Raw genomic sequence first — 26331 nt, 5'->3', positions numbered from 1 at the left:
GCGCTATTCCAGCCCGAGGCTGTTGCGCAGAATAGTCAGGCGTTCATCATCCCCGTCACGGGCTGCCTGCTGAAGAGATTTGGTTGGCGCATGGATCAGGCGGTTGGTCAGTTTCCACGCCAGATCCTGCATAATAGCCTGCGCGTCGCCGCCCTGCTCCAGGGCCGCTAACGCTTTGGCAGTCAGGTCATCACGCACCTGCTCCGCCTGCCCGCGGTACTCGCGGATGGTCTCACTGACGCTTTGCGCGCGCAGCCAGGCCATAAACTCACTGGTTTCCTGCTCAACAATGGTTTCCGCCTGCACCGCCGCCGCTTTACGCTGGGCGAGGTTGTGCGAAATGATGCTTTGCAGGTCATCCACGCTGTAAAGATAGGCGTTAGCCACCTTGCCCACTTCTGGCTCAACATCGCGCGGGACGGCGATATCCACCAGCAGCATAGGCTGATTACGGCGGGACTTCAGCGCACGCTCCACCATCCCTTTGCCGATAATCGGCAGCGGGCTGGCGGTCGAGCTGATAATAATGTCCGCCTCTTTCAGACGTTCATCGATGTCGCTCAGGGCAACCACCTCTGCCCCCACTTCATCCGCCAGCACCTGCGCGCGTTCGCGAGTGCGGTTAGCGATAATCATCTTTTTCACTTTATGCTCGCGCAGATGGCGCGCCACAAGTTCGATGGTTTCGCCCGCGCCCACCAGCATCACGGTGACGGTGGAGAGGGATTCAAAGATTTGGCGCGCAAGGGTGCAGGCCGCGAAAGCAACGGAAACCGCACTGGCACCAATGTCGGTTTCGGTTCGCACACGCTTCGCCACGGAGAATGACTTCTGGAACATGCGCTCCAGCTCGCTGGCCTTCAGATGCCCTTTTTGCGAATCCGCAAAGGCTTTTTTCACCTGACCCAGAATTTGCGGCTCGCCGAGCACCAGCGAATCCAGCCCGCTGGCCACGCGCATCAGATGGCTGACGGCATCGTTGTCCTGATGCCAGTACAGGCTGTTGCGCAGCTCGTCTTCATTGAGATTGTGGTAGTCGCATAACCAGCGGATCAGCGCTTCGTGCAGGTTATCCTGCTCTTCCACGCTTAAATAGAGCTCGGTACGGTTGCACGTCGAGAGCACCACGCCACCCTGCACCATCGGCTGTGCAAGCAGGCTGTCCAGCGCCAGGTCGAGCGTATCTGGCGAAAACGTTACGCGTTCTCGCAGCGAAACCGGGGCTGTTTTGTGGTTGATACCGAGTGCTAATAGGGTCATGTTGAGCGGGAGTAGTACCAGCGTTAATAAGGTTAGCAGAACGCATCATACAGGATGCGCGAGATCAATAAAAGAGACAGCCCCCTTTCGGAGTAATAGGTTATACCCGTCATACTTCAAGCTGCATGCGCGTTGGCTGCGCTCGTTCACCCCAATCACATAGTTATCTATGCTCCTGGGGATTCACTCTCTTGCCGCCTTCATACAGCTTGAATTATTTAGGGTAGATACAACGCTTTGAGATAATTTGAACGTAGACGGTAGCCCCCTTCGACGCTAGCATTAACAGTTATAACTGCAACGTATCTCAAGGATTTGTCCTCATTATGACCCGACTGATTCGCCTGCTGCCCCTGGCGGCACTGGTTCTGACCGCGTGTACCGTCACTCAACCAAAAGGCCCGGGCAAAAGCCCTGACTCGCCACAGTGGCGTCAGCACCAGCAGGACGTCCGTAATTTGAACCAGTACCAGACCCGCGGCGCCTTCGCCTATCTCTCGGATGAGCAAAAAGTGTATGCACGCTTCTTCTGGCAACAAACGGGTCAGGACAACTATCGCCTGCTGCTGCTGAACCCGCTGGGCAGTACCGAGCTGGAGCTTATCGCGAAACCGGGCGAAGCGCAGATCACCGATAACAAAGGCCAGCACTACACCGCAACCGATGCCGAAGAGATGATTGGCAAGCTGACCGGAATGCCTATCCCGCTCAACAGCCTGCGCCAGTGGATCCTCGGCCTGCCGGGTGACGCCACCGACTACACCCTGGATGATCAATATCGTCTGAGCCAGGTGAACTACACCCAGAACGGCAAAACCTGGAAAGTGGTGTACAGCGACTATGACAGCAAGAGTAAACCGTCGCTGCCATCGAATATGGAAATGACCCAGGGCAGCCAGCGCATCAAGCTGAAAATGGACAACTGGATCGTTAAATGATGACCCACTGGCCCTCTCCGGCAAAACTGAATCTGTTTTTATACATTACCGGCCAGCGCGCTGACGGCTATCACACCCTGCAGACGCTGTTTCAGTTTATTGACTATGGCGATACGATCTCCATTGAACTGCGCCAGGACGGGCAGATTTGTCTCCTGACGCCGGTCGATGGCGTGGCGCATGAGGACAACCTGATTGTGCGCGCCGCGCGTCTGCTGATGAACGCCGCAGCGGAATCAGGTCGTCTGCCTGCGAGAAGCGGTGCGGATATTCGTATCGAGAAACGTCTGCCGATGGGCGGCGGTCTGGGCGGTGGCTCATCTAACGCCGCCACGGTGCTGGTTGCCCTGAACCACCTCTGGGGCTGCGGGCTGTCGCAGGACGAACTGGCAGGCCTGGGCTTGACGCTGGGCGCGGATGTTCCGGTGTTTGTTCGCGGTCATGCGGCCTTTGCCGAGGGCGTGGGAGAAATCCTCTCCCCGGTCAACCCGCCGGAAAAATGGTATCTGGTTGCTCACCCCGGCGTGAGCATTCCGACCCCGGTCATCTTTAAAGATCCTGACCTGAAAAGAAATACCCCGATTCGGTCAATAGAAACGTTATTAAATTGTGAATTCAGCAACGATTGCGAGGATATCGCAAGAAAACGTTTTCGCGAGGTTGATGCGGTGCTTTCCTGGCTGTTAGAATACGCGCCGTCGCGCCTGACTGGTACAGGGGCCTGTGTCTTTGCTGAATTTGACACCGAATCCGCCGCTCGTCAGGTGCTTGAGCAAGCGCCGGTTTGGCTGCATGGTTTTGTAGCGCGTGGGATGAACATTTCCCCCCTACAGCAGGCCATTCTGGCGCAGACTGAGTTTCGGTGACAACGTCACCCTGTTCCAGACGTTGCATCGCGCTCTTTAATACACCGCCTGGATAGCCTTCGCCTGACCCGCACAGTTTGCGGCGAACGCTATCCACCACTGGACGCATGCCTGAGGTTCTTCTCGTGCCTGATATGAAGCTTTTTGCTGGTAACGCCACCCCGGAACTAGCACAACGTATTGCCAACCGCCTGTACACTTCCCTCGGCGACGCCGCCGTAGGTCGCTTTAGCGACGGCGAAGTCAGCGTACAAATCAACGAAAATGTACGCGGTGGTGATATTTTCATCATCCAGTCCACCTGTGCTCCAACGAACGACAACCTGATGGAACTGGTTGTTATGGTCGACGCCCTGCGTCGCGCTTCCGCAGGCCGTATCACTGCTGTAATCCCTTACTTCGGCTATGCCCGCCAGGACCGTCGCGTCCGTTCCGCGCGTGTGCCAATTACCGCGAAAGTTGTCGCTGACTTCCTGTCCAGCGTTGGCGTTGACCGCGTACTGACCGTTGACCTGCACGCAGAGCAGATCCAGGGCTTCTTCGACGTCCCGGTTGATAACGTATTCGGCAGCCCAATCCTGCTGGAAGACATGCTGCAGCTGAACCTGGATAACCCAATCGTGGTTTCTCCGGACATCGGCGGCGTGGTACGTGCCCGTGCTATCGCTAAGCTGCTGAACGATACCGACATGGCGATCATCGACAAACGTCGTCCGCGCGCTAACGTTTCTCAGGTGATGCACATCATCGGTGACGTGGCTGGCCGCGACTGCGTGCTGGTTGACGACATGATCGATACCGGCGGTACGCTGTGTAAAGCGGCTGAAGCGCTGAAAGAGCGCGGTGCCAAGCGCGTATTCGCTTACGCCACTCACCCGATCTTCTCCGGTAATGCCGTAAACAACCTGCGCAACTCCGTCATTGACGAAGTTGTAGTATGCGATACCATCCCACTGAGCGACGAGATCAAGGCACTGCCAAACGTGCGTACCCTGACCCTGTCCGGGATGCTGGCCGAAGCGATTCGTCGTATCAGCAACGAAGAATCCATCTCTGCAATGTTCGAACACTGATCGAGCACGGCCGAAAAACCCGCTGCGGCGGGTTTTTTTGTCTCTGGGTTTTATTTGTATGATTAATGCCTCCTTCACCTGCCATTGATATGACAGATGATGCGCATACGGATGATAGATAATTGTGAAAAACGTAGCCTCCTCACATGTTCTGCCCTTTCGCGCCCTCATCGACGCCTGCTGGAAAGAGAAGTACACCTCCTCACGCTTTGTGCGTGACCTGATTGCCGGGATCACCGTCGGCATTATCGCCATCCCGCTGGCGATGGCGCTGGCCATTGGCAGCGGCGTTGCGCCACAGTACGGTCTGTATACCTCAGCCGTGGCCGGGATCGTCATTGCCCTGACCGGCGGCTCGCGCTTCAGCGTCTCCGGCCCGACCGCCGCCTTTGTGGTGATCCTCTACCCTGTTTCGCAGCAGTTTGGTCTGGCAGGCCTGCTGGTCGCCACCCTGATGTCCGGCGTCTTTTTGATTCTGTTTGGCCTGGCCCGCTTTGGGCGGCTGATTGAGTACATCCCCCTTTCCGTCACGCTGGGGTTCACCTCGGGGATTGGGATCACCATCGGAACCATGCAGATAAAGGATTTCCTCGGCCTGCAAATGGCTCACGTCCCTGAACACTATCTGCAGAAAGTGGGCGCGCTGTTTATGGCGCTGCCGACTGCGAACCTCGGCGACGCCGCCATCGGGATGGTGACGCTGGGCACGCTGATCGTCTGGCCTCGTCTGGGGATCCGTCTGCCGGGCCACCTGCCCGCGCTGCTGCTGGGCTGCGCGGTGATGGCTATCGTCAATATGTTCGGTGGTCATGTCGCGACTATCGGCTCACAGTTCCACTATGTTCTGGCGGACGGTTCACAGGGCAGCGGCATTCCGCAGCTGTTGCCGCAGCTGGTGTTGCCGTGGGATATGCCCGGCTCCAGCTTCACCCTAAGCTGGGATTCCCTGCGCGCCCTGCTTCCCGCCGCGTTCTCGATGGCGATGCTGGGGGCGATTGAATCCCTGCTCTGCGCCGTCGTTCTGGACGGCATGACCGGCACCAAGCACAAAGCCAACAGCGAACTGGTTGGTCAGGGGTTAGGCAACCTCGTCGCGCCGTTCTTTGGCGGTATTACCGCAACGGCAGCCATCGCCCGTTCTGCGGCAAACGTGCGCGCAGGTGCGACCTCCCCCGTTTCAGCGGTTATCCACTCCCTGCTGGTGATTCTGGCGCTGCTGATCCTTGCCCCGCTACTCTCCTGGCTGCCGCTTTCCGCCATGGCCGCCCTGCTGCTGATGGTGGCCTGGAACATGAGTGAGGCGCACAAGGTGGTGAACCTGCTGCGTCGCGCGCCGAAAGACGACATCATCGTGATGCTAATCTGCATGTCGCTGACCGTGCTGTTCGATATGGTTATCGCCATCAGCGTCGGGATCGTGCTCGCGTCCCTGCTGTTTATGCGCCGTATCGCGCAGATGACGCGCCTCTCCCCGGTCAACGTAGAGGTGCCTGACGATGTGCTGGTGCTGCGCGTGATTGGCCCGCTATTCTTCGCCGCTGCGGAAGGTCTGTTCAGCGATCTGGAATCCCGCATCGCGGGCAAACGGGTTGTGGTATTAAAATGGGATGCCGTACCGGTGCTGGATGCTGGCGGGCTGGATGCCTTCCAGCGCTTTGTTGCGCGTCTGCCGGAAGGCTGTGAACTGCGGGTGAGTAACCTCGAATTCCAGCCCCTGCGCACCATGGCGCGTGCGGGCGTGCAGCCGATCCCTGGCCGCCTTGCCTTTTATCCTAACCGTGAAGCCGCGTTAGCGGATCTGTGAGTTACCTGATGCAGAGAAACGTCTCTGCATCATCACCCCGATCGCCTGCTGGAGCCATGCAAGCACGGCAGGCGTCATCCAGGTTCCCTTCATCAGATGCGGCTCCTGCTGCATGGCCGTGCGAAACTTTTGCTGGGTCTCCGGGCTGGTGCCTGCATAGGACTGGAATAACGCCAGCCAGTTTTCAGCCAGCTTTTGCGCCTCCTCCGAGGCAGGATCGAGATTTTCCCGCTGCGCCTGATGCAGTTTTGCCACCAGCGGCGGCCACTCCATCATGCGGTCAAAGTAGTGTGCCCGGGTAAAGGCCATCTCTTCGGCAGTGAGATAGTTCTCCCATATGCTGAGCTTAGACTCAGCAAATGCGCGCGTGATGTAATCCGTCATCTCCGGCGTGATGCCTGTCTGCACCTGCATCTGCGTTTCAACGCTGTGCATCTCGTTCAGCCGGGTGAGAAACTCCGGCTTGCCCGCCGTGTCCTGCTCCAGGCGTTCCATCCAGCGCGTCGCCAGGTCCATCGCCCGCGCGTCCGTAACGGATATATGGTGCTCCAGCAGCGTGTTGGCCTCTGCAACCAGTCCTGACCAGATAGCCGCCAGCGCATCCTTCTGCACCGCGAACGGCAGCTGCTGTAACTCTTCTTTGCTAAACCAGCGATCGTACATATTCATCAACTCCAGAGTCTGTAGCCAGGATTCCAGATCTGGCGTCGCATCGTCGAGCAGCCCGGTACGCAGTTCCACCAGCCGGTCGCGCAGCGTATGTATGCTGCGCAGCTGTTTATCCAGCAGCGTGATTTGCGCATCGAGTAACTCGGTTAACGACAGCGACTCCTGTTCCAGAAAATCCCTGATTTCGGCAAGTTCCAGCCCCGCTTTTGCCAGCGCCTGGATCATGTGCAGACGCTGGACATCCGCCAGGTTGTAAAGCCGGTAACCTGCCGCGCTTCTGGCAGAAGGCAGCAACAGCCCTGTTTGCTCGTAGTGATGCAATGTCCGCACGGTGATACCGGCTCGTTTCGCCAGCTCACCCACCTGAATCAACATAACTGCTCCTTTTTACTTTGCCAGTACCACCACTCTGGAGCCTTACGTTACGTGAGGGTCAATATGCTATGCAAAAAAACGACTCCGGATGGAGTCGTTTCGATGTTCTTAATCAGGCACTAGCTGTGCTTATGCTGGTCACGACGACAGCGTTTGTCGTAGTGGCGCACCCACCAGTATTTATCGCAGACTTCCTCATGTCCGCTTACGCGCGCCCCGGCGAGCCACAATACTGCACCGAGGAAGATGCTCAATACCGCGCCATGCGCGAAGTATTGTGGGAGATCAAGCTGCGGCAGTTGGTTTAAAATGGAATAACCTACGCCGACTACCATCACGAACAGTCCCAACCCCATTAGCACGTTACCGAGCATCGAAGCGTTTTTGCGTTTCATATGTCACCTCCGGAACTTTGGGTTGTCAGGGGAAAAGCCCCTAATCCTTGTGTGTAAAGTATAGACAACGCCCCTTTTATGAGTTGCGTGAATGATCACAATTACAGATAAGTCACAAACAAAAGTTTACAAATAAGGCTTTGAACAGCTTGAAATTCTAATTGTTCAAAACAGAAATTATTCGTATTTCGCTGAGAAGATCGCAGAATTTTGTCAAGCGGCGCGCCAGACAGTAAACTACGCGCCAGATCTGGAACCCATTAGGAATTGAATCGTGACGATTAAACTGATTGTCGGCCTCGCCAACCCGGGCGCAGAATATGCGGCTACCCGCCATAACGCCGGGGCATGGTACGTCGATCTGCTGGCCGAGCGGTTACGTGCTCCCCTGCGTGAAGAACCTAAATTCTTCGGGTATACCTCACGTATCAACCTTGCAGGCGCGGATGTTCGTTTACTGGTGCCAACCACCTTTATGAACCTGAGCGGTAAAGCCGTGGCGGCGATGGCAACGTTTTATCGCATCAATCCGGATGAAATTCTGGTGGCCCACGATGAGCTGGATCTTCCCCCTGGCGTGGCTAAATTCAAGCTGGGCGGCGGGCACGGTGGTCACAACGGTCTTAAAGACATCATCAGCAAGCTGGGCAATAACCCGAATTTCCACCGTTTGCGCGTCGGAATCGGCCATCCGGGCGATAAAAACAAAGTTGTCGGTTTCGTGCTCGGTAAGCCACCGGTTTCTGAGCAGAAACTGATTGACGAGGCGGTAGACGAAGCGGCACGCTGCACGGAAATTTGGCTTAAAGACGGCTTAACCAAGGCAACAAACCGCTTGCACGCTTTTAAAGCGCAATAATCCGCCCGATACGGCTTTTTTACCGCGCGTCATGCGGGTTACGTGTATAATAGGCGTAGTTATTTACTTTTCATCAATCGGTTATCGTTAACGGATTGATTATCAAGATATTAAGGTGATTTAGAAATGGGATTCAAATGCGGTATCGTCGGTCTGCCAAACGTGGGCAAATCCACCCTGTTTAACGCGCTTACCAAAGCGGGTATCGAAGCGGCGAACTTCCCGTTCTGTACCATCGAACCTAATACCGGCGTTGTGCCAATGCCTGATCCGCGTCTGGACCAGCTCGCGGAAATCGTTAAGCCGCAGCGCATTCTGCCCACCACCATGGAGTTCGTGGACATCGCGGGCCTGGTAAAAGGCGCATCCAAAGGCGAAGGTCTGGGTAACCAGTTCCTGACCAACATTCGTGAAACCGAAGCGATCGGCCACGTTGTGCGCTGCTTCGAGAACGACAACATCATCCACGTTAACAACAAAGTGGATCCGGCTGACGACATCGACGTCATCAACACCGAGCTGGCGCTCTCTGACCTCGACACCTGCGAACGTGCGATTCACCGCGTGCAGAAGAAAGCCAAAGGCGGCGACAAAGACGCGAAAGCGGAACTGGCTGCGCTGGAAAAATGTCTGCCACAGCTGGAAAACGCCGGCATGCTGCGCGCGCTGAAAAACCTGACTGACGAAGACAAAGCGGCGATCAAATACCTGAGCTTCCTGACCCTGAAGCCGACCATGTACATCGCCAACGTTAACGAAGACGGTTTCGAGAACAACCCGTACCTGGACAAAGTGCGTGAAATCGCCGCGGCGGAAGGTTCTGTGGTTGTTGCCGTCTGCGCGGCCGTTGAATCCGACATCGCTGAGCTGGACGACGCCGACCGTGAAGAGTTCATGGCCGAGCTGGGTCTGGAAGAGCCGGGCCTGAACCGCGTAATTCGTGCAGGCTATGAGCTGCTGAACCTGCAGACCTACTTCACCGCTGGCGTGAAAGAAGTGCGTGCGTGGACGATTCCTGTGGGTGCGACTGCGCCTCAGGCGGCCGGTAAGATCCACACCGACTTCGAAAAGGGCTTCATTCGTGCGCAGACTATCGCGTTTGAAGACTTTATCACCTACAAGGGTGAGCAAGGCGCGAAAGAAGCAGGCAAGATGCGTGCGGAAGGGAAAGATTACATCGTTAAAGATGGCGACGTGATGAACTTCTTGTTTAACGTTTGATTTGTTTTGAATGAAAAAAATCCACGCTTTGGCGTGGATTTTTTTTAAGTTAACGAACTTAAGCCCTCTTGCGTAGATAGAACTCAAGATATTTTTTAGGTCTATCCTGAAACGCACGCTCTTTGCCGTAGTTATAAGCATCGTTAAAATATTTGTACGCTTCATCGAATTGATTCAGCTCGTAACAGACCATACCCAGGTCGATTAACGGTGCAGTGTCTATATCCGATCCACGTGTCCGTAATGTCGTCTCTCCCCATTTCTTTGCCTCAGCGTAATCGGCAAGATCAAAATATGCGCTGTACATGCATGCAGAGATCCAGTTGGCGAGCTCCCATTCAAGCTTTGGCTCAGGGAGAGCTTTCCAAGCTTTTTGGTATTGCTCTAAAGCCTCGGCGTATTTTTTTTCATCGTGAAACTCATTTCCTTTTTCAACAAAGGAGTTAATTTTGGATTCAATTTTTGGGTCTTCAAGATCTTTCATGGAACAATGCTCCTTCATTGGAAATATTGGGACTTTTCCTTTGGGCCAATAAAATCAAGGGAATCTTTATATCTATCCGGTAGCACTGCTCCCTGAGACCGATTGTGCCATAATATTCAAGCTCATACTTCCTGGAATCTCTCATAAAGGCTCTGACCTCACGAGATTTAGGACCATAGTAGCCACCCTTCTGATTCCAGTATTTAACTGCATCTTTTAAATGAGCCATGTCCGCATCCTGAATACGGTACCATTTACCATCAGTTGAGCTTTTAAATTGCATCCTATCGCCCGTACCATGAATACGTCTTTCTCCTCGCATTCGTGCAATTACTTCACGTCAAGTTTTACTGTTTTTTCCCGGGGGTCTTCCCATAAATTTCTGACATTGCAGGTAAAGACGTCCCGGCGATGCCATCGCCCAAGGCGGTCTTACTCGCTACGGGGATCAGCCGCCACTGGGGGCTTTACTCAGGGTAGAGTTGTTCGTCGCGAGTATACTGACAGCTTATTGAACACAAGGGTAAGCAAGGCGCGAAAAAAGCAAGCAAGATGCGTTCAGAAGGAAAAAAGAATAGTGTTAAAAATGGCCACGTAGTGAACTAATTAATTATTTAACATTTTTTTGGATGAAAAAATCCACGCCAGGGCGTGGATTTTCATTCAGAGGTAAACACCCTCTTCTAATGAGTTTTCAGTAAACGTTGCTTTTGTAAAGGAAATTAGCACATCTGAACCATGCTTTTTATATTTAACCTCGTAACTACCTGGTTCTAAAGTAATAAACTCGCCTGAAATAGCATCTGAATCATCTGGCTCCAGATCTCCTCCAGTGACATCCTCTCCCGCCCCTATGAAAACCTTTCCAGTAGGTACGTTTAAAAATAACGATCCGGTATATTCACCAATGTCACTTTTAATATCAACTTTATAGTTACCATCATCTCCAAGATTGAGAAATAATACATTCCCTTTATTTATTTCTTCAACTTCATCTTCTGGAAGACTCCACCAATCTGCATCATCATTAATCCTATGCTTTAATGACATCAAATCATAAATCACTAATGTGGCAGTATCCGTCTGTATATTAATAGATTTATTCATTTTACCCCCTATTGAAATATTATTTCACTGATGGCATCTCCGGGCTGAAGCCCCGCCTTTCTGCCTGCATTTTTCAAAGAACTACCTACACTTTTATTAATAGTTTCATTCAGCATTTGTAATCTTTGTGTAGGCGAACCTCCAACAATTAAATCAACAGGATGATCAGCGTTTAACTTACTTAGATCAGGTGCTGAACCAAACATTTTTTCAAAACGTGCAGAAACAGCCTGCCTGTAAGAACTTTGCAAAGATGAAATCCTAACCTCATGGGTGCCAGGAGACCAAACTAACTCTCCTCTTTGAGCCGCTCGGTTTAAAGCATTCATTTTTTTCATAAACTGTCTTTCGAGGAATTTTCTCTCAGTTGATGACAGCTTTGTGCTGCTTAAAATCTTCGGTTTATTGACAGTTAAGCGGGTACCTCCAGAACACCTACTCAACCCCCACGGATCCACCCACCCCAGCGCATTCGGCGCATACTGGTAAAGGCTTATCCCCCCCGCCAGCCCTATCGGGTCCTGCTGCGTAAACCTTCCGCAATCCGGGTCGTAATACCGGAACAGATTGTAGTGCAGCCCTGTCTCACGGTCCAGGTATTGCCCCTGCATGCGCAGGTTCTGAGAATATCCTGATATCTGCGTCTCGCTTTCCCGCAGCAGCTTGCCCCAGGCGCTGTTCACACCTTCCCAGCGTACCTGTCCTTCGATATCCGTCATCCGCTCCGGCGTGCCGTTGGGCTGGCAGTGGAACCAGAAGATTTCCGGGTCATCAACGCCGTCAATACGCGCCAGCGGATCGTAGCTCTCCTGATCGCTGTAAACGTAGGTCAGCGGCACATCCCCGTGCACTTCCTGCAGCAGCCGGAACCCTTCCCAGACAAACCGGGTGGTAACCGGCTTACCGGTTGGCTGTCCGCCCAGCATCTGGCGGCGCGTTTTGCTGATGCGGCGACCGAGCGGATCGTAGCGGAAGCTGACCTGCGTCTGCGGCTTGTTGCGATCCCGCGGCTGGCTGATGACTTCCGTCAGGCGATGTTCGCCGTCGTAGCGGTAGTGCCAGCGGGTCTGGCCGTTATCCTTCTCCACGGTGCGGCCGTGGATGTCATAACGCCAGCGAATGCCGTTCAGCTGCGTCAGGCGGTTGTGTGTGACCTTCTCAGCAGATCCTTCGAGCGGGTTACCGGCAGCATCCCAGCGCCACTGCTCCTGGCCAGGCAGCGTGCCGTCCTGAACCAGCAGGCGCCCGGCGCTGTCGTACTGCCAGCGGTACCAGCTGAACGGATTATCGTCCCGCTCTTCGCGCACCAGATTATTGCGGTAGTCGTAATCCCAGCGGCGGGACCAGCGGCGCGGCGACGGGCGCTGGGCATTGCCGGTAAAGACGTCCCGGCGGTGCAGTCGACCGAGGCGGTCGTACTCGCTGCGGGTGGTCAACAGCCCCTGGGTGCGGCTGGTCTCACGGTGGAGTTCGTCGCGAGTAAAATCGGAGACCGACAGCTTGTCGAGAGCAATGCTAAGCAGATGCCCGCTGCCGTAGTAGAACTGCTTCAGCTCGCGGCCATCGGGCAGCGTGACGGAGGTGCGGTTGCCCAGCGCGTCATACTCCCACGCCAGCTCACCGTGCTCGCCCGCTTCGCGCGTCACGCGACCGAGCGCGTCATACTCAAAGGCAAGCTCCTGCTCTGCCTCGGTGGTCCACGCGTCGGCTGAAAGCGCAGGATGCAGACCAATCCGGCTTAATAGCCCGGACGGCGTGTAATGGTAGCGGGTCTGTCCTTCCGGCGTGGTGCGGGCAACCAGCTGGCCGCTCGCGCTCCAGGCGAAGGCGTGGGTGATAGCCTCAGGATGACCGGCGGCAAAGGTGCGCGCAATCGTGCGCCCGCAGGCATCATAGCGATACTGCGAGGCTACGCCATCGAGCCCCACCTCTTCCAGCAGCAGCGAGTCTGGCCCCCAGCGGAACTGATACGCTTCGCCGTTCTCGTTTTCAAGAGCAATCAGACGCCCGCGACTGTCCCAGCGGCGGCGCACCTCTTCACCCTGCGTATTACGGGTGGCGGTTAAGCGCCCCGCCTCATCGTATCTGAACTCGCTTTCTTTACCATCAGCGCCAGCATGCTTCACCGGCAGACCGCGTTCGTTCCATTTGAGCGATTCCGTCCAGCCTTCCGGGCGATCGAGCTGCACCGGGCGCCCTGCGGCGTCGTAGCGGTAGCGCGTCTCTTCACCGTCGGCGCCAGTCTCAGCCACCAGCCAGCCCAGCGGGTGATAGCGATAGCGGGTAATACGCCCGGAACAGTCCGTCGAACGGACAATCTGCCCGGCCTCGTTGTACTCCTGGTAGCGGCTGTTGCCAGCGGCATCGACCTCTTCCACGACCTGACCGAACGCGTCCCGGCGCAGCTGCGTCGTCTGCCCCATCGGATCCACCACGCGCTTGAGCCCGTGATGTTCGTCGTACCAGAACCGGGTGGCGCTGCCGTCGGCTTCAATAATGGCCGCAGGAAGCGCGCGGTGCTCCAGCCAGGTGGTGGTGCGAGTATTGCCGTCGGCATCGGTCTCCTGCACCCGGTTGCCCATCTCGTCGTAGACGAAGGTGACGGCGTTGCCGAGCGGATCGATGCGACGCGTCAGAAGCTCGTTATCATCCCACTCGTAGCGCCAGTTTTCACCGCGCTCGTCGACGTAGCGCACAATCAGATTCTGCGCGTTCCAGTAGTGGCGGCGCGTCTGACCATCGTAGTGCTCGACGGTCGTCAGCCCGGCGGCTAAATCATAGCTAAAGCGGCAGCCGTCGCCGGTGCTGGTGCGGTTTTCCACCACGCGCCAGTGGTCGAATTTTTGCCAACGGTATTCGCTCTCCAGCCCACCCGGCATCCGGTGCCAGACCATCAGGCCGTGGTCGTTGTAACGGTATTCACGCGTCACCACGCCGGAGGCATCCGTCGCGCTCGCCAACTGGCCGCGCGCATCGTAGCACCACTGCATCAGCGGCCAGGTTTGGTTGCCGTCGAAATGGCTGGCTGCGGTCACGCGCAGCGGGAAGCGCTCATCTTCATAGCGCAGGGTGACGTCGATGGCCCGCGGCTCATCATGGATACCAATCAGCCTGCCGTGCTCGTCCCACGCCGTCAGCAGCGCGTTGCCGTATTCATCGCTAAGGGAGGCCAGACGCAGGATAGAAGGATTCACGCGGGTCGGTTTGTACAGACGCCACACCGCGCCGTCATCGTCAGCAATCGCCACGTCGCCGCTCTCATTGCGGCGGATAATGATGCCTTCGCTGATGCTGTAAAACGCGCGGTCGACAGGCGGCAGTTCAAAGCTCAGCTCGCGCCCGGTTTCATCGAACCAGGTCGCATGGTTATCTTCCAGCGCCAGATAGCTGTCAAAGATCGTTGCCCAGCCCAGACCAAACAGCCCTTCGCGGGTGGTCAGGCTGTTGTAGCTGCGCTGCCAGCGAAGCGGGAAGCGCCCCGGCAGCGAGAAGTCGAGCTCATCGTCGTCGTTCAGCACCTTCACGCCAGTGGCGGCGTGGACCGGGTGCGAGGAGCCAAACACGGCGTTGACCGCCATATCCGCCAGCATCCCGCCGCCGGCCGCGGCCAGCGCGCAGGGCATGTTTTTCAGGATCTTGCCCGGACGCCCGCGCAGCAGGGAGAGCGCAATCATCCCCAGCGCCAGACCCGGCGTTTTACCGCTTTTGATGTCACGGACCGTGAGCGTGTCGCCGCCGATGATCACGTTCGGGGAGACGTCGTCGGAAACGGTGCCTTCGCAGGTGGTGCGATCTTTCGCGCGCACCGCAGGCTGGCCGTTGATGAAGACGCTTTTGGAGCCTTCCGCCAGATACTGGGGCCCGGAGTGCTTTTCACACGCCACCTTATCCTCTTCCAGCGGCGAGGTCCCCGCGGCGGCAGAGGCGACACTCGGCTGCCACATTTCGCTGCCAAACTGTCCGGCGGCGGAAAGCAGCATGCCCGCGTAATCGGCAAAGCTGCCCGGCGACTGCGGCTCAGGGGACGGTGTATCGGCGGGCGTCAGCGTGCCTGCCGCGCGTGCGGCGGGGATTGCGTTGGTCAGTACGTTGTTCGAACCGGTGGTAATTTTACCCGCAGGCGACGGCGGGAAGAGCGCATTGCCTAACCCCTCAGCAGCGTTGCTGATATCGTCCGTGATCCCCGCGACGTTCGCCAGCACGCCGCCAATGATGCCGCTTAAGAGACAACTGGATCCAATTGCGGCCACGCCTGCTGCTGCTGCCCCCGCCCCCAGTAATGGCGCCGCTACGGTTGCTGCTGCGCCTACCGCCGCGCCGATCACCGCATAGGCGGCACCTTCCGCCACAATGCTTGTGATATCAGCAAAAATGCTGGAGTGAATAATCTCATCGCCCTTACGGGCCGCGTTGTTATCGCCCATGCCTTACACATTCCGGTTGTCGTTTAGCGTCAGACTCTGCTTAAGCGCGCTCCAGCGCACCTCGTCTTCTTCGGTAAAGGCTCTGAGTGCCGAGAGGGTAAAAATCATCAATACCGGTTTGCCCGGCGTCTGCACGGCCAGCTGTTTTTGCCACAGGCGTTGCCCGTTACGGTCAAACGTGGTTTCAACTTCCAGCCCGTTAATGTTTCCATCTGGCCCGGCTTTCACCTGCTGGAACTCGCTCTGGGCAATCTCACCCATCTGAGGACGCAGCACATCCCACTGGCGGTGAAACTCTTGTTCGTAGTCGCTGCCATCGGGGATCACGCCGCGGCTGACCACCACGGACAGCCCGCTTTCGTCATCGCGAATGATGTTCATGCTGTTATCCTGCCAGGCAGCAGGAAATAGGGAAAATGAACCTTCCTGGAGGGTGTATTTCATAAGTGAACTCGGGATGATTAATATCAAGAAAAGTGAAGGCAAAAATAAAGGCCAGAGAACACTGACCCTTTAGTAATAAATTCTACTTATTAATCCATTGACCTGACTGATCAACTAAAATATCACCACCCTTACTGACTACCAATTTCAATGGGTTATAGGTAACCGCATAGGTAATTTCGCCATTTTTAAATAAGGAGCCAATTACTTTTCCTGTCGCATCGTTTAAAGTCTTCCCATTTAAAGAAATTGTACTATTGTCACTTTTTCTAATTCCAAGATAAAACATATCATTGCAGTCGCTTTCAAACGAACCACATTTATTTACTATAGTAATATTGAATTTATCGGTTTCAAAAATTCTTTTTTCGGACACCGGCGCCTTTAACACTTTTGTTAGTTTATAATTCTGCGGAGCATAATATTCACCTTTCTGTGGCGGTGTAATTAAAGTCCAGATCATTTTATCACCAACAACTTCCAGTTTCGCATGTCCCTTTTCACCACCAAATGAAGAGTTAAATTCCACATTTGCTCGATTTTCAGCAATAACACCCTTTAGATTATTCTCATCATCTGGGGGACAGTCAATGCGGTTACCGTTTTGCGTAACATAACAATAACTACCATTCACATTTTGACCAACTTGAGTTAATCGTAAAGTCAGTGTTGACTCATTTTTTTGTTCTCCGCTCCACTGACCAGAAAACAAATCTTTAGCTATTACATGACCACTATTAAAACCTGCAACCATTAATAGCATTACTAATTTTATATTCATTACAAAGCCACCTGTGCACACCGATCAACTCGATTTAACCAACCTGTCAAAAACTTAGCATTTTTTGAGTTATTTACCACAAGATTTTCATAATATTCTTTACGAATGTCCGCTATTCTGGAGGTAAGCTTCGCTGAGTCGCTTACGCTGTTCATTGCGTCTATAGTCTTAGGCCCTATTTTCCCATCTGCAATCAACTGCTGGCCAAACTCATTGTTCAGCAATTTTTGGATTTGTTTACCGGCTCCGCCGGAGGTTATGGTCCAATCATAAGACATTAATGCGAGTTTAGGATCATTAAGATTGTTAAACCCAGACGGCTCCCAGTAACGTTTACGGTAAATTGTCTCAGCTTGTTCATTGGTTAAATTTTTTAGGTTATCCAATGTGGGTTCAACACCAAGATCTTCCTTGGCATATTTCTGCCATGTTTTCCACGCAATTCCTTTATTGGTAGCACCCCCAGCGTCGTTAGGGTCATTAACGTATCCGCCTTCATTTTGGAAGATAATAGGTGAGATCTTTGAAAACTTGTCCTCACTTTGAGTCGGTGTTGCTGAAGTGGCATTACTTACTGTGGCTTGAGGTGCTGGTTTCGTTGCAGACTGTGATGGCACAGGAGACGCTACTGCCCCTTTCTTGCTTTGTTCCGGCGAAAACTTCGCCTGCACCGCCGCATCAATATCCCCTTTATGCCCTGCCCCCGGCGCCATTGTGCCCGGCTTAGTGCCAGAGGTATTCAGATGCAGCTTACCCCCCGTGGTGATATACCCATCCCCTTCCACGAAGAAGTTAAACTCTTTGCCGATGAGGTTAATCTTGCCGTTAGCATTCAGCTCAATGGCACTCTCACCGGAGACCAGCCGCAGCTTCGTCCCGGAAGCAATAACATACTGCTCCACCGCCGCATCCAGCTTGCCTTTTCCCGTAAGGATCTCGGTGCCACCTTTCACGGCCTGAGTCTGATTCGCTTCCACGCGATGCAGTTCATTTTTCTTCACGTAATGGCTGCGCTCACCGCCGACGCTGTGCGTTTCATCATTTTTAACGCTGGTGTCCATGTTGCGCTCGGCCTGGATCCACACCTGCTCTGCACCCGCTTTATCCTCAAAGCGCAGGGCGTTGGCGTTGTCCACGGAACCGTCTTTCGTGCGGCTCATAAAGCCCATCTGCGTCGCCGCAGCCGGCAGCGCCCACGGCGGCATGCTCGCGTCGTTGTACACGCGACCGGTAATGATCGGACGGTCCGGGTCGCCGTTGATAAAGTCCACCACCACCTCATCGCCCACGCGCGGGATTTGCACCCCGCCGTAGCCCTGACCCGCCCACGCGCTCGACACGCGCACCCAGCAGGAGCTGGTGTCATCGCCCTTCGCCAGACGGTCCCAGTGGAACTTCACCTTCACCCGGCCGTATTTGTCCGTCCAGATACTCTCGCCCTTCGGCCCCACCACTTTCGCCGTCTGCGGGCCGTAGGTGCGCGGCCACGCCGTGGACTGCGCCGGACGGTAGGCCACTGACGCAGGAATGACCGTGAAATCGGTGCGGTGAATGGTCTCCCCCTCGCCGCTGGCATAGCGGTTCTCTTCGAGGTGGTAACCCGCGGCAGTGACCAGATACTCTCCGTTGTCGCTGAAGAACGGCGCGTTGGTTAAGGTGAAGGTGTGTCCGGGCGCAATCCCCGCCGCCGTGGCGGTGGCCTGAATCTGCTGGTGCTCCACCTGCCAGCGCTCCTGACGGATACGGGCATAGAACTCCCCGTGCCCCTTGTCCACAAAGCGCCCCGGCCAGTCGTACACGTCAATGCTGCCCGGTGTCGGCGACGCCGGGTTCTGCTGGGCCTGGAACAGCCACGCGTTCGGCTTGCGGAAGTCATAGTCGTCGAGGCTGTAAATCCCCGGCGTCACGCTGTCCTCCAGCGCCCACTGGCTGATGCCCTCTTCGTCCGTACTGCCGCCGGACGGCGTCTGATGGTAAGGAATCACCTCATAGCCACTGAACGGCTGGTACTGCGTGGCGGCGTCGGTGAGCACCAGGGTGTGCTTGTCCGCCTCATGGCGGAAGTGATACGCAATCCCCTCCAGCTCCATCAGGCGGCTGATGAAGTCCAGGCTCGACTCCTGATACTGCACGCAGTAGTCCCACACCCGGTAGCTGCCGGTGAGTTTGTCCTCAACGTTGACCTGATGCTCACCCAGCAGGGTTTTCACAATCTGCGGCACCGTCTGCCCCTGGAAGATACGCAGGTTACGGTCGCGCTTCATCGGCCACAGGTCCGGCTCCACCGTAAGCTGGTACATCGCATAGCGGGTGCCCGTCAGCTCAACGGCGCTCACCGCCACGCGGGTAATCTTGCCGTTAATATAGCGGGACGTCAGCAGGTTCTGCGTCGGGATAGTCACCGTGACCGGCTGGCCCAGCAGCTTACTGCGGTCAATGCGTGCGTCCGTGCCGAGCACGGTCAGCGTCAGCGCAAACGACTCGGACATCGCCTCGCGGCCCGTCAGTTTCCAGAACAGAAGCCCCTCCACCGGGAGCTGAACGGTAATTCGGTTGAGCATAATCTTTATTCCATCTAGCTTATGCGATTCAGAAAAGAGGTTCGCATCAGTAACTGAGCGTCATTCTACGGATTCACCAGCCAGGTACCCGGCTTGCCGATATCCAGCGTCTGGCCACGCGTTCTTCCGTTGCCCTGCAGTTCAATCTTCGCCTCACCGGCCGGCAGCTTGAGCGATGCATAGCCGTTGGTTCCTGGGCGCAGCGCTTTTGGCTCGCCGTTCACTTTCAGCGTTTCGCCGTCGAGGATGCGGATATAGACCAACGCAACAGGGCTCGCGGCAGGCGGTGGCGTCTGCTGTGCCGTCGCCGGTTCGCTCACCTTCGCCGTTTCTGGCTTCTCGTCTGGGGCGTTCGCGGCGGTTTCGGCTGGACGCGTCTCTGCCGGTGCCTGCGCAGCCTGCTCTGGCGCATCTTTGCCGCCGCTGAACAGCATCGCGCCAGCGACAACGCCGACCAGCACGCCTGCAGCAACCATGCCCGGGATCCTGTAGCGACGCCAGTCGAGCAGCGATGCCGGCTGTTCTTCCTCCACCGGTACCAGCATGGTGCCGGGCTTTTTCGCGGTCAGCACATCGTTGATACCCGCGACCGGCATCTCAATCAGCGCGGCAAACTCGTCGATGGACTGCGGACGGTCCTCCATGTGCAGCGCCAGCGCGCGGTCAATGGCCTGCAGCAGCGGAATGGAATAGCCCTGCGGCATGATTTCCACCAGCGGTTTGCAGGTATCCTGAATCGAGCGCACCACGCTGACCGGCGGCGGAGAACCCACAATCAGGGTACGCAGCACGGCGCCGAGGGCGTAAATGTCCGTCCACGGGCCCTGCTCGCTTTCGTTGTCGTCGGTGTACTGCTCAATCGGCGCAAAGCCCGGACGCAGCATGGTTTCCGTTTCGTCGGAGAGGTTACCAATCGTGCGGCGCGCGGAGCCGAAATCGAGCAGCACCGGCAGGCCGTTATCCTGGATCTGGATGTTATCCAGAGAGATGTCGCGGTGCAGGTAGCCTTCGTCGTGGATGGTCTTGATCGCACCGAACAGCATCGGCAGCGTGCGGCGGATCCAGGCTTCGTTGATCAGCTCCGGCTTTTCTTCACGCAGGCGTGACAGCGTGGTGCCGCTGTAAAACAGCGTCCCCATATAGGCCGTGTCGTTTTGCACCCAGAAGCGCAGGACGTGCAGCAGGTTCGGGTGGTTAAAGCGCGCCAGCAGACGCGCTTCCTGAATGAAGCTGTTCAGGCCCGCGGAGAACGCTTTGCCAAAGCGCTCGCTGCGCAGCACCAGGGTCATGTCGTCGCCGCGTACGGCGAGCGAGGAAGGCATAAATTCTTTGATAGCGATAGTGCGTTCGAGCTGGTGATCCCACGCGCGATAGACAATGCCAAACCCGCCGCCGCCGATCACCTCTTTGATTTCAAACTCGTTGAAGCGGTACCCGACCGGGAGCGCGTTTGGGACAGTCCGATTGTTATCATTATCCGTCATCTTTTACAGTTCTCTTGATGATTATTACGCGGCAAACTGACAGTGAAACTCGCCCTGCTCGCAGGTGACATGCAGACGTCGGTACTGTTCGTCGCTGCGGCTGGCGGTAAGTAAGATCTGGCTCATCTGGGGCAGCAGAGTGTTGGTCAGAATAGCATCCACCATGCGTCCCCCCGACTCCACCTCGGTACAGCGCTGAACAATCTGTTCCACCACGCTGTCGTCAAACTCAGAAATAATGCTGTGATTCTCTTCCAGACGACGCTGAATGCGCCTGAGTTGCAGGCGAACAATCTGCCCCAGCATCTCGTCGCTGAGCGGGTAGTACGGCACCACCAGCAGACGGCCCAGCAGTGCTGGCGGGAACACCTCCAGCAGCGGCTGGCGCAGGGCACCGCTTAAGGCCTCAGGCTCCGGCACCAGTTCCGGATCGGCGCACATGGCGCTAATCAGCTCGGTGCCGACGTTGGACGTCAGAATAATAATGGTGTTGCGGAAATCAATGTGGCGCCCCTCGCCGTCCTCCATCCAGCCTCTATCAAAGACCTGGAAGAAGATTTCGTGGACGTCCGGGTGCGCTTTCTCAATTTCGTCCAGCAGCACGACACTGTATGGACGGCGGCGGACGGCCTCGGTTAATACCCCGCCTTCACCATACCCTACGTACCCCGGAGGCGCACCTTTTAAGGTGGACACGGTGTGCGCTTCCTGGAACTCGCTCATGTTGATGGTGATGACGTTCTGCTCGCCGCCGTACAGGGATTCGGCGAGCGCCAGCGCGGTTTCGGTTTTACCGACCCCGGACGGGCCGCACAGCATAAAGACGCCCACCGGTTTGTTGGGGTCGTCCAGCTTCGCCCGCGAGGTTTTCACGCGGCGGGCAATCAGATCCAGACCGTGACGCTGGCCGATAACGCGCTGGTTCAGCGTGTCGGCGAGGTTGAGTACCGCGTCGATCTCGTTTTTCACCATCCGGCCCAGCGGGATCCCGGTCCAGTCAGAGACGACCGCGGCGACCACGTTTTCATCCACCGCGGCAAACAGCAGCGGTTCATCACCCTGTAAGGCGTTCAGCGCCAGCTGCTGTTCCGCCAGCTGGCCGCGCAGCTCGGCGGTATCTTCCTCGCCCGCCGCGAACAGCGCGGCGCGCAGGCGGATAATCTCCTGCACCAGACTGCGCTCTTCTTCCCAGCGCCGGGACAGGGCTTCGCGTTTTGTCTCATACGCGTCGCGTTCGGCGCGTAATGCCGAGACGCGATCGGCATCACCGGCCCCCACGCGCGCTTCGCGTTCGGCAATCTCAATTTCAACGTCCAGCGCGGCAATATGGCGCAGGCAATCTTCCAGCTGCGCCGGCGGCGCGCTCTGGCTGACCGCGACGCGGGCGCAGGCGGTGTCGAGCAGGGCCACGGCTTTGTCCGGCAGCTGACGCGCCGGAATGTAGCGATGAGACAGCTTCACCGCCGCGCTGACCGCTTCGTCGAGCAGCAGGACCTGGTGATGCGTCTCCAGCGGCGACACGGTGCTGCGCAGCATCAGAATGGCTTTCGCTTCGTCCGGCTCGTGGACCTGCACCGTCTGGAAACGACGGGTCAGCGCCGGGTCTTTCTCAATGTACTTTTTGTATTCTGCCCAGGTGGTGGCGCCGATGGTGCGCAGCTGGCCGCGCGCCAGGGCTGGCTTCAGCAGGTTCGCCGCATCGCCGGTCCCTTGCTGGCCGCCTGCGCCAATCAGGGTGTGGATCTCATCGATAAACAGAATAATCGGCGTGGCGCTGGACTGGACTTCGTTAATGAGCGCCTGCAGACGGGCTTCAAACTCGCCTTTCATGCCTGCACCGGCCTGCAGCATGCCGATATCCAGCAGCCACAGCTGAATGTTCTGCAGCGGCTCCGGCACGTCGCCGTCGGCGATTCGCAGCGCCAGGCCTTCCACCACCGCCGTTTTCCCGACCCCGGCTTCCCCGGTCAGCAACGGATTGTTCTGGCGACGACGCATCAGGATATCGACCATCTGGCGGATCTCCTCGTCGCGCCCGACAACCGGGTCAATCTTCCCGTCGCGGGCGCGGGCGGTCAGGTCCTGGCCGTACTGGGCCAGCGTCCCCTGCGCAGCCGGTACCGCACCCGCCGGTGCATCGACGGCAGCAGCGGCCTGCTGCGTCTCTTTGCTGTTGGCGCAAATAGCGTCGAACTGCTCAATCAGCACCTCGACGTTAAGGCGGGTGAACTGCGACGAGATGCTTTTCAGCACGTTGGCCAGATTCCAGGTTTTCAGCATGCCGATCAGCAAATGGCCGCCGCGAATGCGGCTGACGCCAAACTTCAGTGAGCCAAAGACCCATGCGCGCTCCACGGCACTGTCGATATGCTCGGAGAGATCGGAAACGGAACTCGCCCCGCGCGGAAGGACATCCAGCGCCGCAACGATATCGCGCGTCAGCTGCTGTTCATCAAGGGCAAAGTGGCGGATGACCTGCTGCAGATCGCCATCCTGCTGCTGCATCAGCTGATGCAGCCAGTGCACCAGCTCAACATAGGGGTTGCCGCGCAGCTTGCAGAACGCAGTGGCGCTTTCCAGAGAGGTAAATAACAGCGTATCCAGTTTGCCGAAAAGCACGGCACGGCTTATTTCTGACATGTTCGGTTCCATTGATAACAATGCGTTAGAAAAATTATCGCTCTGCGCAATACACCAGATCGCCACGCGGGACAGGCCGCGGCTGAAGGCCCAGCCAGGTGTTGTAGCCTAATCGCCCGGCACCGCCGAGCGTGGTGCCCTGCACCGCATCTTCACGCAGGATCACCCGCGTTTCCCATTCAAACTCCACTCCGGCGTACTGACGCACCCAGTCGCGCAGCTCGGTGACCCACGCTTCGCCCGGCAGAAAGCGGTTGTACTCCTCCGCGCTCAGCGGGCCAATCTCGATGCGAAACTTATGCTGCACGTCGCGGACGGCGATGCCGAGAAAGGCGGACTCACCCATGCGCGGCATGCGGCGTCCTGCTCCCAGTTGCGCCTGCTCGCGCGTGGAGAGCGGCATCCACTGCGGCACGTTGCTGACCAGTTTGACCGGCGCCTTAAAATAGCTGCGCAGGATCTTCTCCAGCCCCTCCGGATCCCGCCCGTGACGGGTCAGGTGCCCGGCGTGGGTGAAGCGCGCGTGCGAGCTCAGGCTGCCTTTGTTCATCTGACCCGGCTGCCCCATGCCAATCAGCGACGCCAGATAGCCCTCAAAGCGCTTGTTATCGGCGCGGTCCAGCGAGACGGTGGGCTGCGCATCCGCCCAGGCGCGGTAAAACAGCAGCGCCAGACGATGATGGAAAAGATCGGCAAACGCGCTCAGGCTGGTGTCCTGATGATGATAAATACGCTCGCGGGCGTATTCGGTCATGTGGACCGGCAGCGGGCCGTTCGGGCCAAACAGGCCGAAGCTGAGGATAGACACCTCATGCAACCCGCCTTCTTTCCGCTGACGGACCTGAGCCACCGTCGACGGGGCAAAACTCATCGACGGCTGCTGGCCGATGCGCAGCGGTTCAAATTTTGGCAGCGGCGCGCGGCCCAGCGGGTAGCGCTCGCCACCCTGGGCATCAATGCGCCTTAACAGCTGAAACAGATCGTAGCGCCAGGGCGTCTCACGGACCCCGTGCCAGAACGCGTCCGGCAGCTTCGTCAGGCGATGCACGCGCAGCGGTACAGTGGCGGCGTCACTCATATCAGCGCCCTTTTACCCATGCGCGGCGCCCAGTAGCCAATCTCGCCGCGCTGCTGACTCTTCAGGGTGAACTCGGTGAAGCTGTTGATAGAGACCAGACGGGCAAAAAGACGCTCCATCACGCTGCCGAAGAGCCACGGACTGGCCCCCGAAAAGGCTCGCTCATCCACCGTCAGGGTAATGCCGATCCCGCGGGCGAACACCACCGGGCCGGGTTCAGGCACGCGGCGGTGAACCGGCTCCAGCACGCAGTGGCGAACGCCTTCTACCTGACGCGCCACGGGCGTTTCGGCCAGGTTGGCGTACAGCCCTAACAGCTGGCGCAGCGCGGCAGCCCCCTCCTCATTGTCACTGTCCATCAGGCTGAGGTAGTTCATCTGCAGCTGGCTGATAAGCCGCCAGGTGCTGAACCCTTCCGCCAGCGCCGGACGCGGCGGTGTCGGCCCTTTACGCAGCGTGAGGGATTTCACCGGCATGGAGTCCGCCATAATGAACTGCCCGAGCTCCTGCTGCAGCATCAGCGGCAGGTCGCGGCTGGTGCAGAGCACCTCGGCAGAGATATAGCGCAGGTTTTCCTGCCAGGGGGCATGCTGTTCATCCACCAGCGAGACAAAGACCTCCGAGCCGATATAGCCGGTACGCGTACCGTAGCGCAGGGCGTGTTCGGACAGCACGCGCTGTTCGCGGCGCAGGGAAAAATAGGCTCCGTAGTTGCCCGCATCGCCGCTCCAGGTACTCCAGAACGGACGAAACGTCTGGTCATCGCGCTGACCATCCGCGCTGCCATAGATTTTTTTGACCGCGTAAATCTCATAATCCAGCGGACGGATGTTATCGACCACCAGATGGTATTCATGCTGGCCTTCATTCAGCTTCTGACGCGCCGCGACCTTTGGGAACAGGTTGATGACCGGGGTGCAGTGCAGCGCCAGGTGGCTGGCATCGACCACGCGCTCCAGCTGTTCATCCGACTTATCCAGCAGGATGAAGATGTCGAAGGCTTTTTCGCCTTCACAGCGCTGGATCAGCGTGCTCAGGCCGCTGAGGCTAATGAAGCGGAAACGGGCCGGAAACGCGAAATACTCCTGCAGCAGGCGATAGCCGTCAAAGTTGCGCAGATCGTCCGGAAGCAGCGCCTGGTCAGGCTCAAAACCCTCCTGGCGCAGCGCATCCGACGCCAGCAGCTGTCGCTGCGGCTGCGGGCTGACCGTCTGACAGACGATCCCGGCGTGGTGCTCCATCACCAGCTCCAGCAGCTTCAGCGCTTCAATGTCCGGACCGCCGAGGAAAAATTCCAGACGGTCGAAATCCAGGTGTCCGAGATTTTGCGGGCCGTCGCAGGCGATGCGGATCCGCAGGGCGCTGCCGATCCCCCGCTGACTCAGACCCAGCTGTGCGAGCGGCAAATCGGCGGGGACACCGCCCAGCTCGACCTTGTCGATTTTCAGCGGCAGCAGGTTGACCTCGTGCGCCGTGGTATAGCTGCAGGTCACGCCGGTTTTTTTCAGCGCCAGGCTGTCCATCATGGTACCGCGCGGCACGATAAAGCCCTTGCTCAGGTCGCCCCGGCTGCTGTCGGGCTGAATCTCCGCAATCGCCATCGACGGCGTGGGTGCAAGATAGTTCGGCGCAATCATCTCCAGCAGACGCTGGGAGAAGCGCGGAAACTCCGCGTCCATTTTCATCTGCACGCGGGAGGTCAGGAAGGCGAACCCTTCCATCAGACGTTCGGTATACGGGTCCGCCACCTCGATGCCGCGCATGCCCAGCCGCCCGGCGACCTTAGGATAGCGTTCGGCAAACTCGGCCCCCATTTCGCGCAGGTAGGCCAGCTCACGGTTGTAGTATTCGAGCAGTTTACTTTCCAT

The 26331-nt window shown here is 57.2% G+C and carries 20 protein-coding genes; 6 read left to right on the top strand and 14 right to left on the bottom strand.

What is annotated here, in order from left to right; all coding sequences use genetic code 11:
- Positions 1-3 precede the first annotated feature (3 nt).
- A complete protein-coding gene (gene hemA / locus CWR52_RS21915) occupies positions 4-1260 on the bottom strand; it encodes a glutamyl-tRNA reductase (RefSeq protein WP_104950754.1) in 1257 nt (418 codons plus the stop codon).
- Positions 1261-1586: 326 nt separating this feature from the next.
- Between hemA and lolB the strand changes: the two genes are divergently transcribed.
- The 4 genes from lolB (at position 1587) to dauA (ending at position 5941) form a co-directional block, all read left to right on the top strand.
- Positions 1587-2198, top strand: a complete 612-nt coding sequence (gene lolB, locus CWR52_RS21910; RefSeq protein WP_104950753.1) for a lipoprotein insertase outer membrane protein LolB — start codon at positions 1587-1589, stop codon at positions 2196-2198.
- Positions 2195-3064 carry a 4-(cytidine 5'-diphospho)-2-C-methyl-D-erythritol kinase gene (gene ispE / locus CWR52_RS21905; protein WP_104950752.1) on the top strand — a complete coding sequence of 290 codons (870 nt, stop codon included), beginning with the start codon at positions 2195-2197 and terminating at the stop codon, positions 3062-3064. Before lolB ends, ispE begins: the two co-directional genes overlap by 4 nt.
- A gap of 125 nt (positions 3065-3189) precedes the next feature.
- Positions 3190-4137 carry a ribose-phosphate diphosphokinase gene (gene prs, locus CWR52_RS21900; RefSeq protein ID WP_003856663.1) on the top strand — a complete coding sequence of 316 codons (948 nt, stop codon included), beginning with the start codon at positions 3190-3192 and terminating at the stop codon, positions 4135-4137.
- 124 nt (positions 4138-4261) lie between these two features.
- On the top strand, positions 4262-5941 hold the full coding sequence (dauA, locus tag CWR52_RS21895; RefSeq protein ID WP_104950751.1) for a C4-dicarboxylic acid transporter DauA: 1680 nt from the start codon (positions 4262-4264) through the stop codon (positions 5939-5941).
- Here dauA and CWR52_RS21890 read toward each other — a convergent pair.
- Complete coding sequence (locus CWR52_RS21890; RefSeq protein WP_104950750.1) at positions 5927-6985, bottom strand: MerR family transcriptional regulator; 1059 nt, start codon at positions 6983-6985, stop codon at positions 5927-5929. The two genes, dauA and CWR52_RS21890, sit on opposite strands and share 15 nt — an antisense overlap.
- Positions 6986-7104: 119 nt before the next feature.
- Entirely contained in the window at positions 7105-7380 is a 276-nt protein-coding gene (gene ychH, locus CWR52_RS21885) for a stress-induced protein YchH (RefSeq protein ID WP_028013466.1), read from the bottom strand.
- A 274-nt stretch (positions 7381-7654) separates the two neighbouring features.
- On the opposite strand from ychH, the gene pth reads away from it, so the two are divergent.
- Complete coding sequence (gene pth / locus CWR52_RS21880) at positions 7655-8239, top strand: aminoacyl-tRNA hydrolase (RefSeq protein WP_023336005.1); 585 nt, start codon at positions 7655-7657, stop codon at positions 8237-8239.
- A 126-nt stretch (positions 8240-8365) separates the two neighbouring features.
- A complete protein-coding gene (ychF, locus tag CWR52_RS21875) occupies positions 8366-9460 on the top strand; it encodes a redox-regulated ATPase YchF (RefSeq protein ID WP_003856650.1) in 1095 nt (364 codons plus the stop codon).
- Positions 9461-9518: 58 nt separating this feature from the next.
- On the opposite strand, the gene CWR52_RS21870 is transcribed toward ychF, so the two are convergent.
- From CWR52_RS21870 to tssF, 11 genes are all read right to left on the bottom strand, one after another.
- Entirely contained in the window at positions 9519-9944 is a 426-nt protein-coding gene (locus CWR52_RS21870; protein ID WP_104950961.1) for a hypothetical protein, read from the bottom strand.
- The gene (locus CWR52_RS21865; RefSeq protein ID WP_252152172.1) at positions 9931-10173 is read right to left on the bottom strand and encodes a hypothetical protein; all 243 of its coding nucleotides are present in this window, start codon (positions 10171-10173) and stop codon (positions 9931-9933) included. The genes CWR52_RS21870 and CWR52_RS21865 overlap by 14 nt, the downstream gene beginning before the upstream one ends.
- A gap of 434 nt (positions 10174-10607) precedes the next feature.
- Positions 10608-11051, bottom strand: a complete 444-nt coding sequence (locus CWR52_RS21860; RefSeq protein WP_063437391.1) for a DUF6386 family protein — start codon at positions 11049-11051, stop codon at positions 10608-10610.
- 8 nt (positions 11052-11059) lie between these two features.
- Entirely contained in the window at positions 11060-15475 is a 4416-nt protein-coding gene (locus CWR52_RS21855; protein WP_252152171.1) for an RHS repeat-associated core domain-containing protein, read from the bottom strand.
- Between the two features lie 3 nt (positions 15476-15478).
- Positions 15479-15919: a DcrB-related protein gene (locus tag CWR52_RS21850; RefSeq protein ID WP_104950749.1), complete on the bottom strand. Its 441-nt coding sequence runs from the start codon at positions 15917-15919 to the stop codon at positions 15479-15481.
- An 82-nt stretch (positions 15920-16001) separates the two neighbouring features.
- On the bottom strand, positions 16002-16700 hold the full coding sequence (locus CWR52_RS23320; RefSeq protein WP_201268143.1) for a hypothetical protein: 699 nt from the start codon (positions 16698-16700) through the stop codon (positions 16002-16004).
- The gene (gene tssI / locus CWR52_RS21840) at positions 16700-19261 is read right to left on the bottom strand and encodes a type VI secretion system tip protein TssI/VgrG (RefSeq protein ID WP_104950748.1); all 2562 of its coding nucleotides are present in this window, start codon (positions 19259-19261) and stop codon (positions 16700-16702) included. The genes CWR52_RS23320 and tssI overlap by 1 nt, the downstream gene beginning before the upstream one ends.
- A 65-nt stretch (positions 19262-19326) precedes the next feature.
- Complete coding sequence (locus CWR52_RS21835; protein ID WP_104950747.1) at positions 19327-20745, bottom strand: serine/threonine protein kinase; 1419 nt, start codon at positions 20743-20745, stop codon at positions 19327-19329.
- Between the two features lie 24 nt (positions 20746-20769).
- On the bottom strand, positions 20770-23385 hold the full coding sequence (gene tssH / locus CWR52_RS21830) for a type VI secretion system ATPase TssH (RefSeq protein ID WP_104950746.1): 2616 nt from the start codon (positions 23383-23385) through the stop codon (positions 20770-20772).
- 34 nt (positions 23386-23419) lie between these two features.
- On the bottom strand, positions 23420-24463 hold the full coding sequence (gene tssG / locus CWR52_RS21825) for a type VI secretion system baseplate subunit TssG (protein ID WP_104950745.1): 1044 nt from the start codon (positions 24461-24463) through the stop codon (positions 23420-23422).
- Complete coding sequence (tssF, locus tag CWR52_RS21820) at positions 24460-26331, bottom strand: type VI secretion system baseplate subunit TssF (protein ID WP_104950744.1); 1872 nt, start codon at positions 26329-26331, stop codon at positions 24460-24462. Before tssF ends, tssG begins: the two co-directional genes overlap by 4 nt.

Origin of the sequence: Enterobacter sp. SGAir0187 (assembly GCF_002952735.2) — a bacterium.
GTDB lineage: Bacteria > Pseudomonadota > Gammaproteobacteria > Enterobacterales > Enterobacteriaceae > Enterobacter > Enterobacter quasiroggenkampii.
This window is presented reverse-complemented; position numbering and strand designations above follow the sequence as displayed.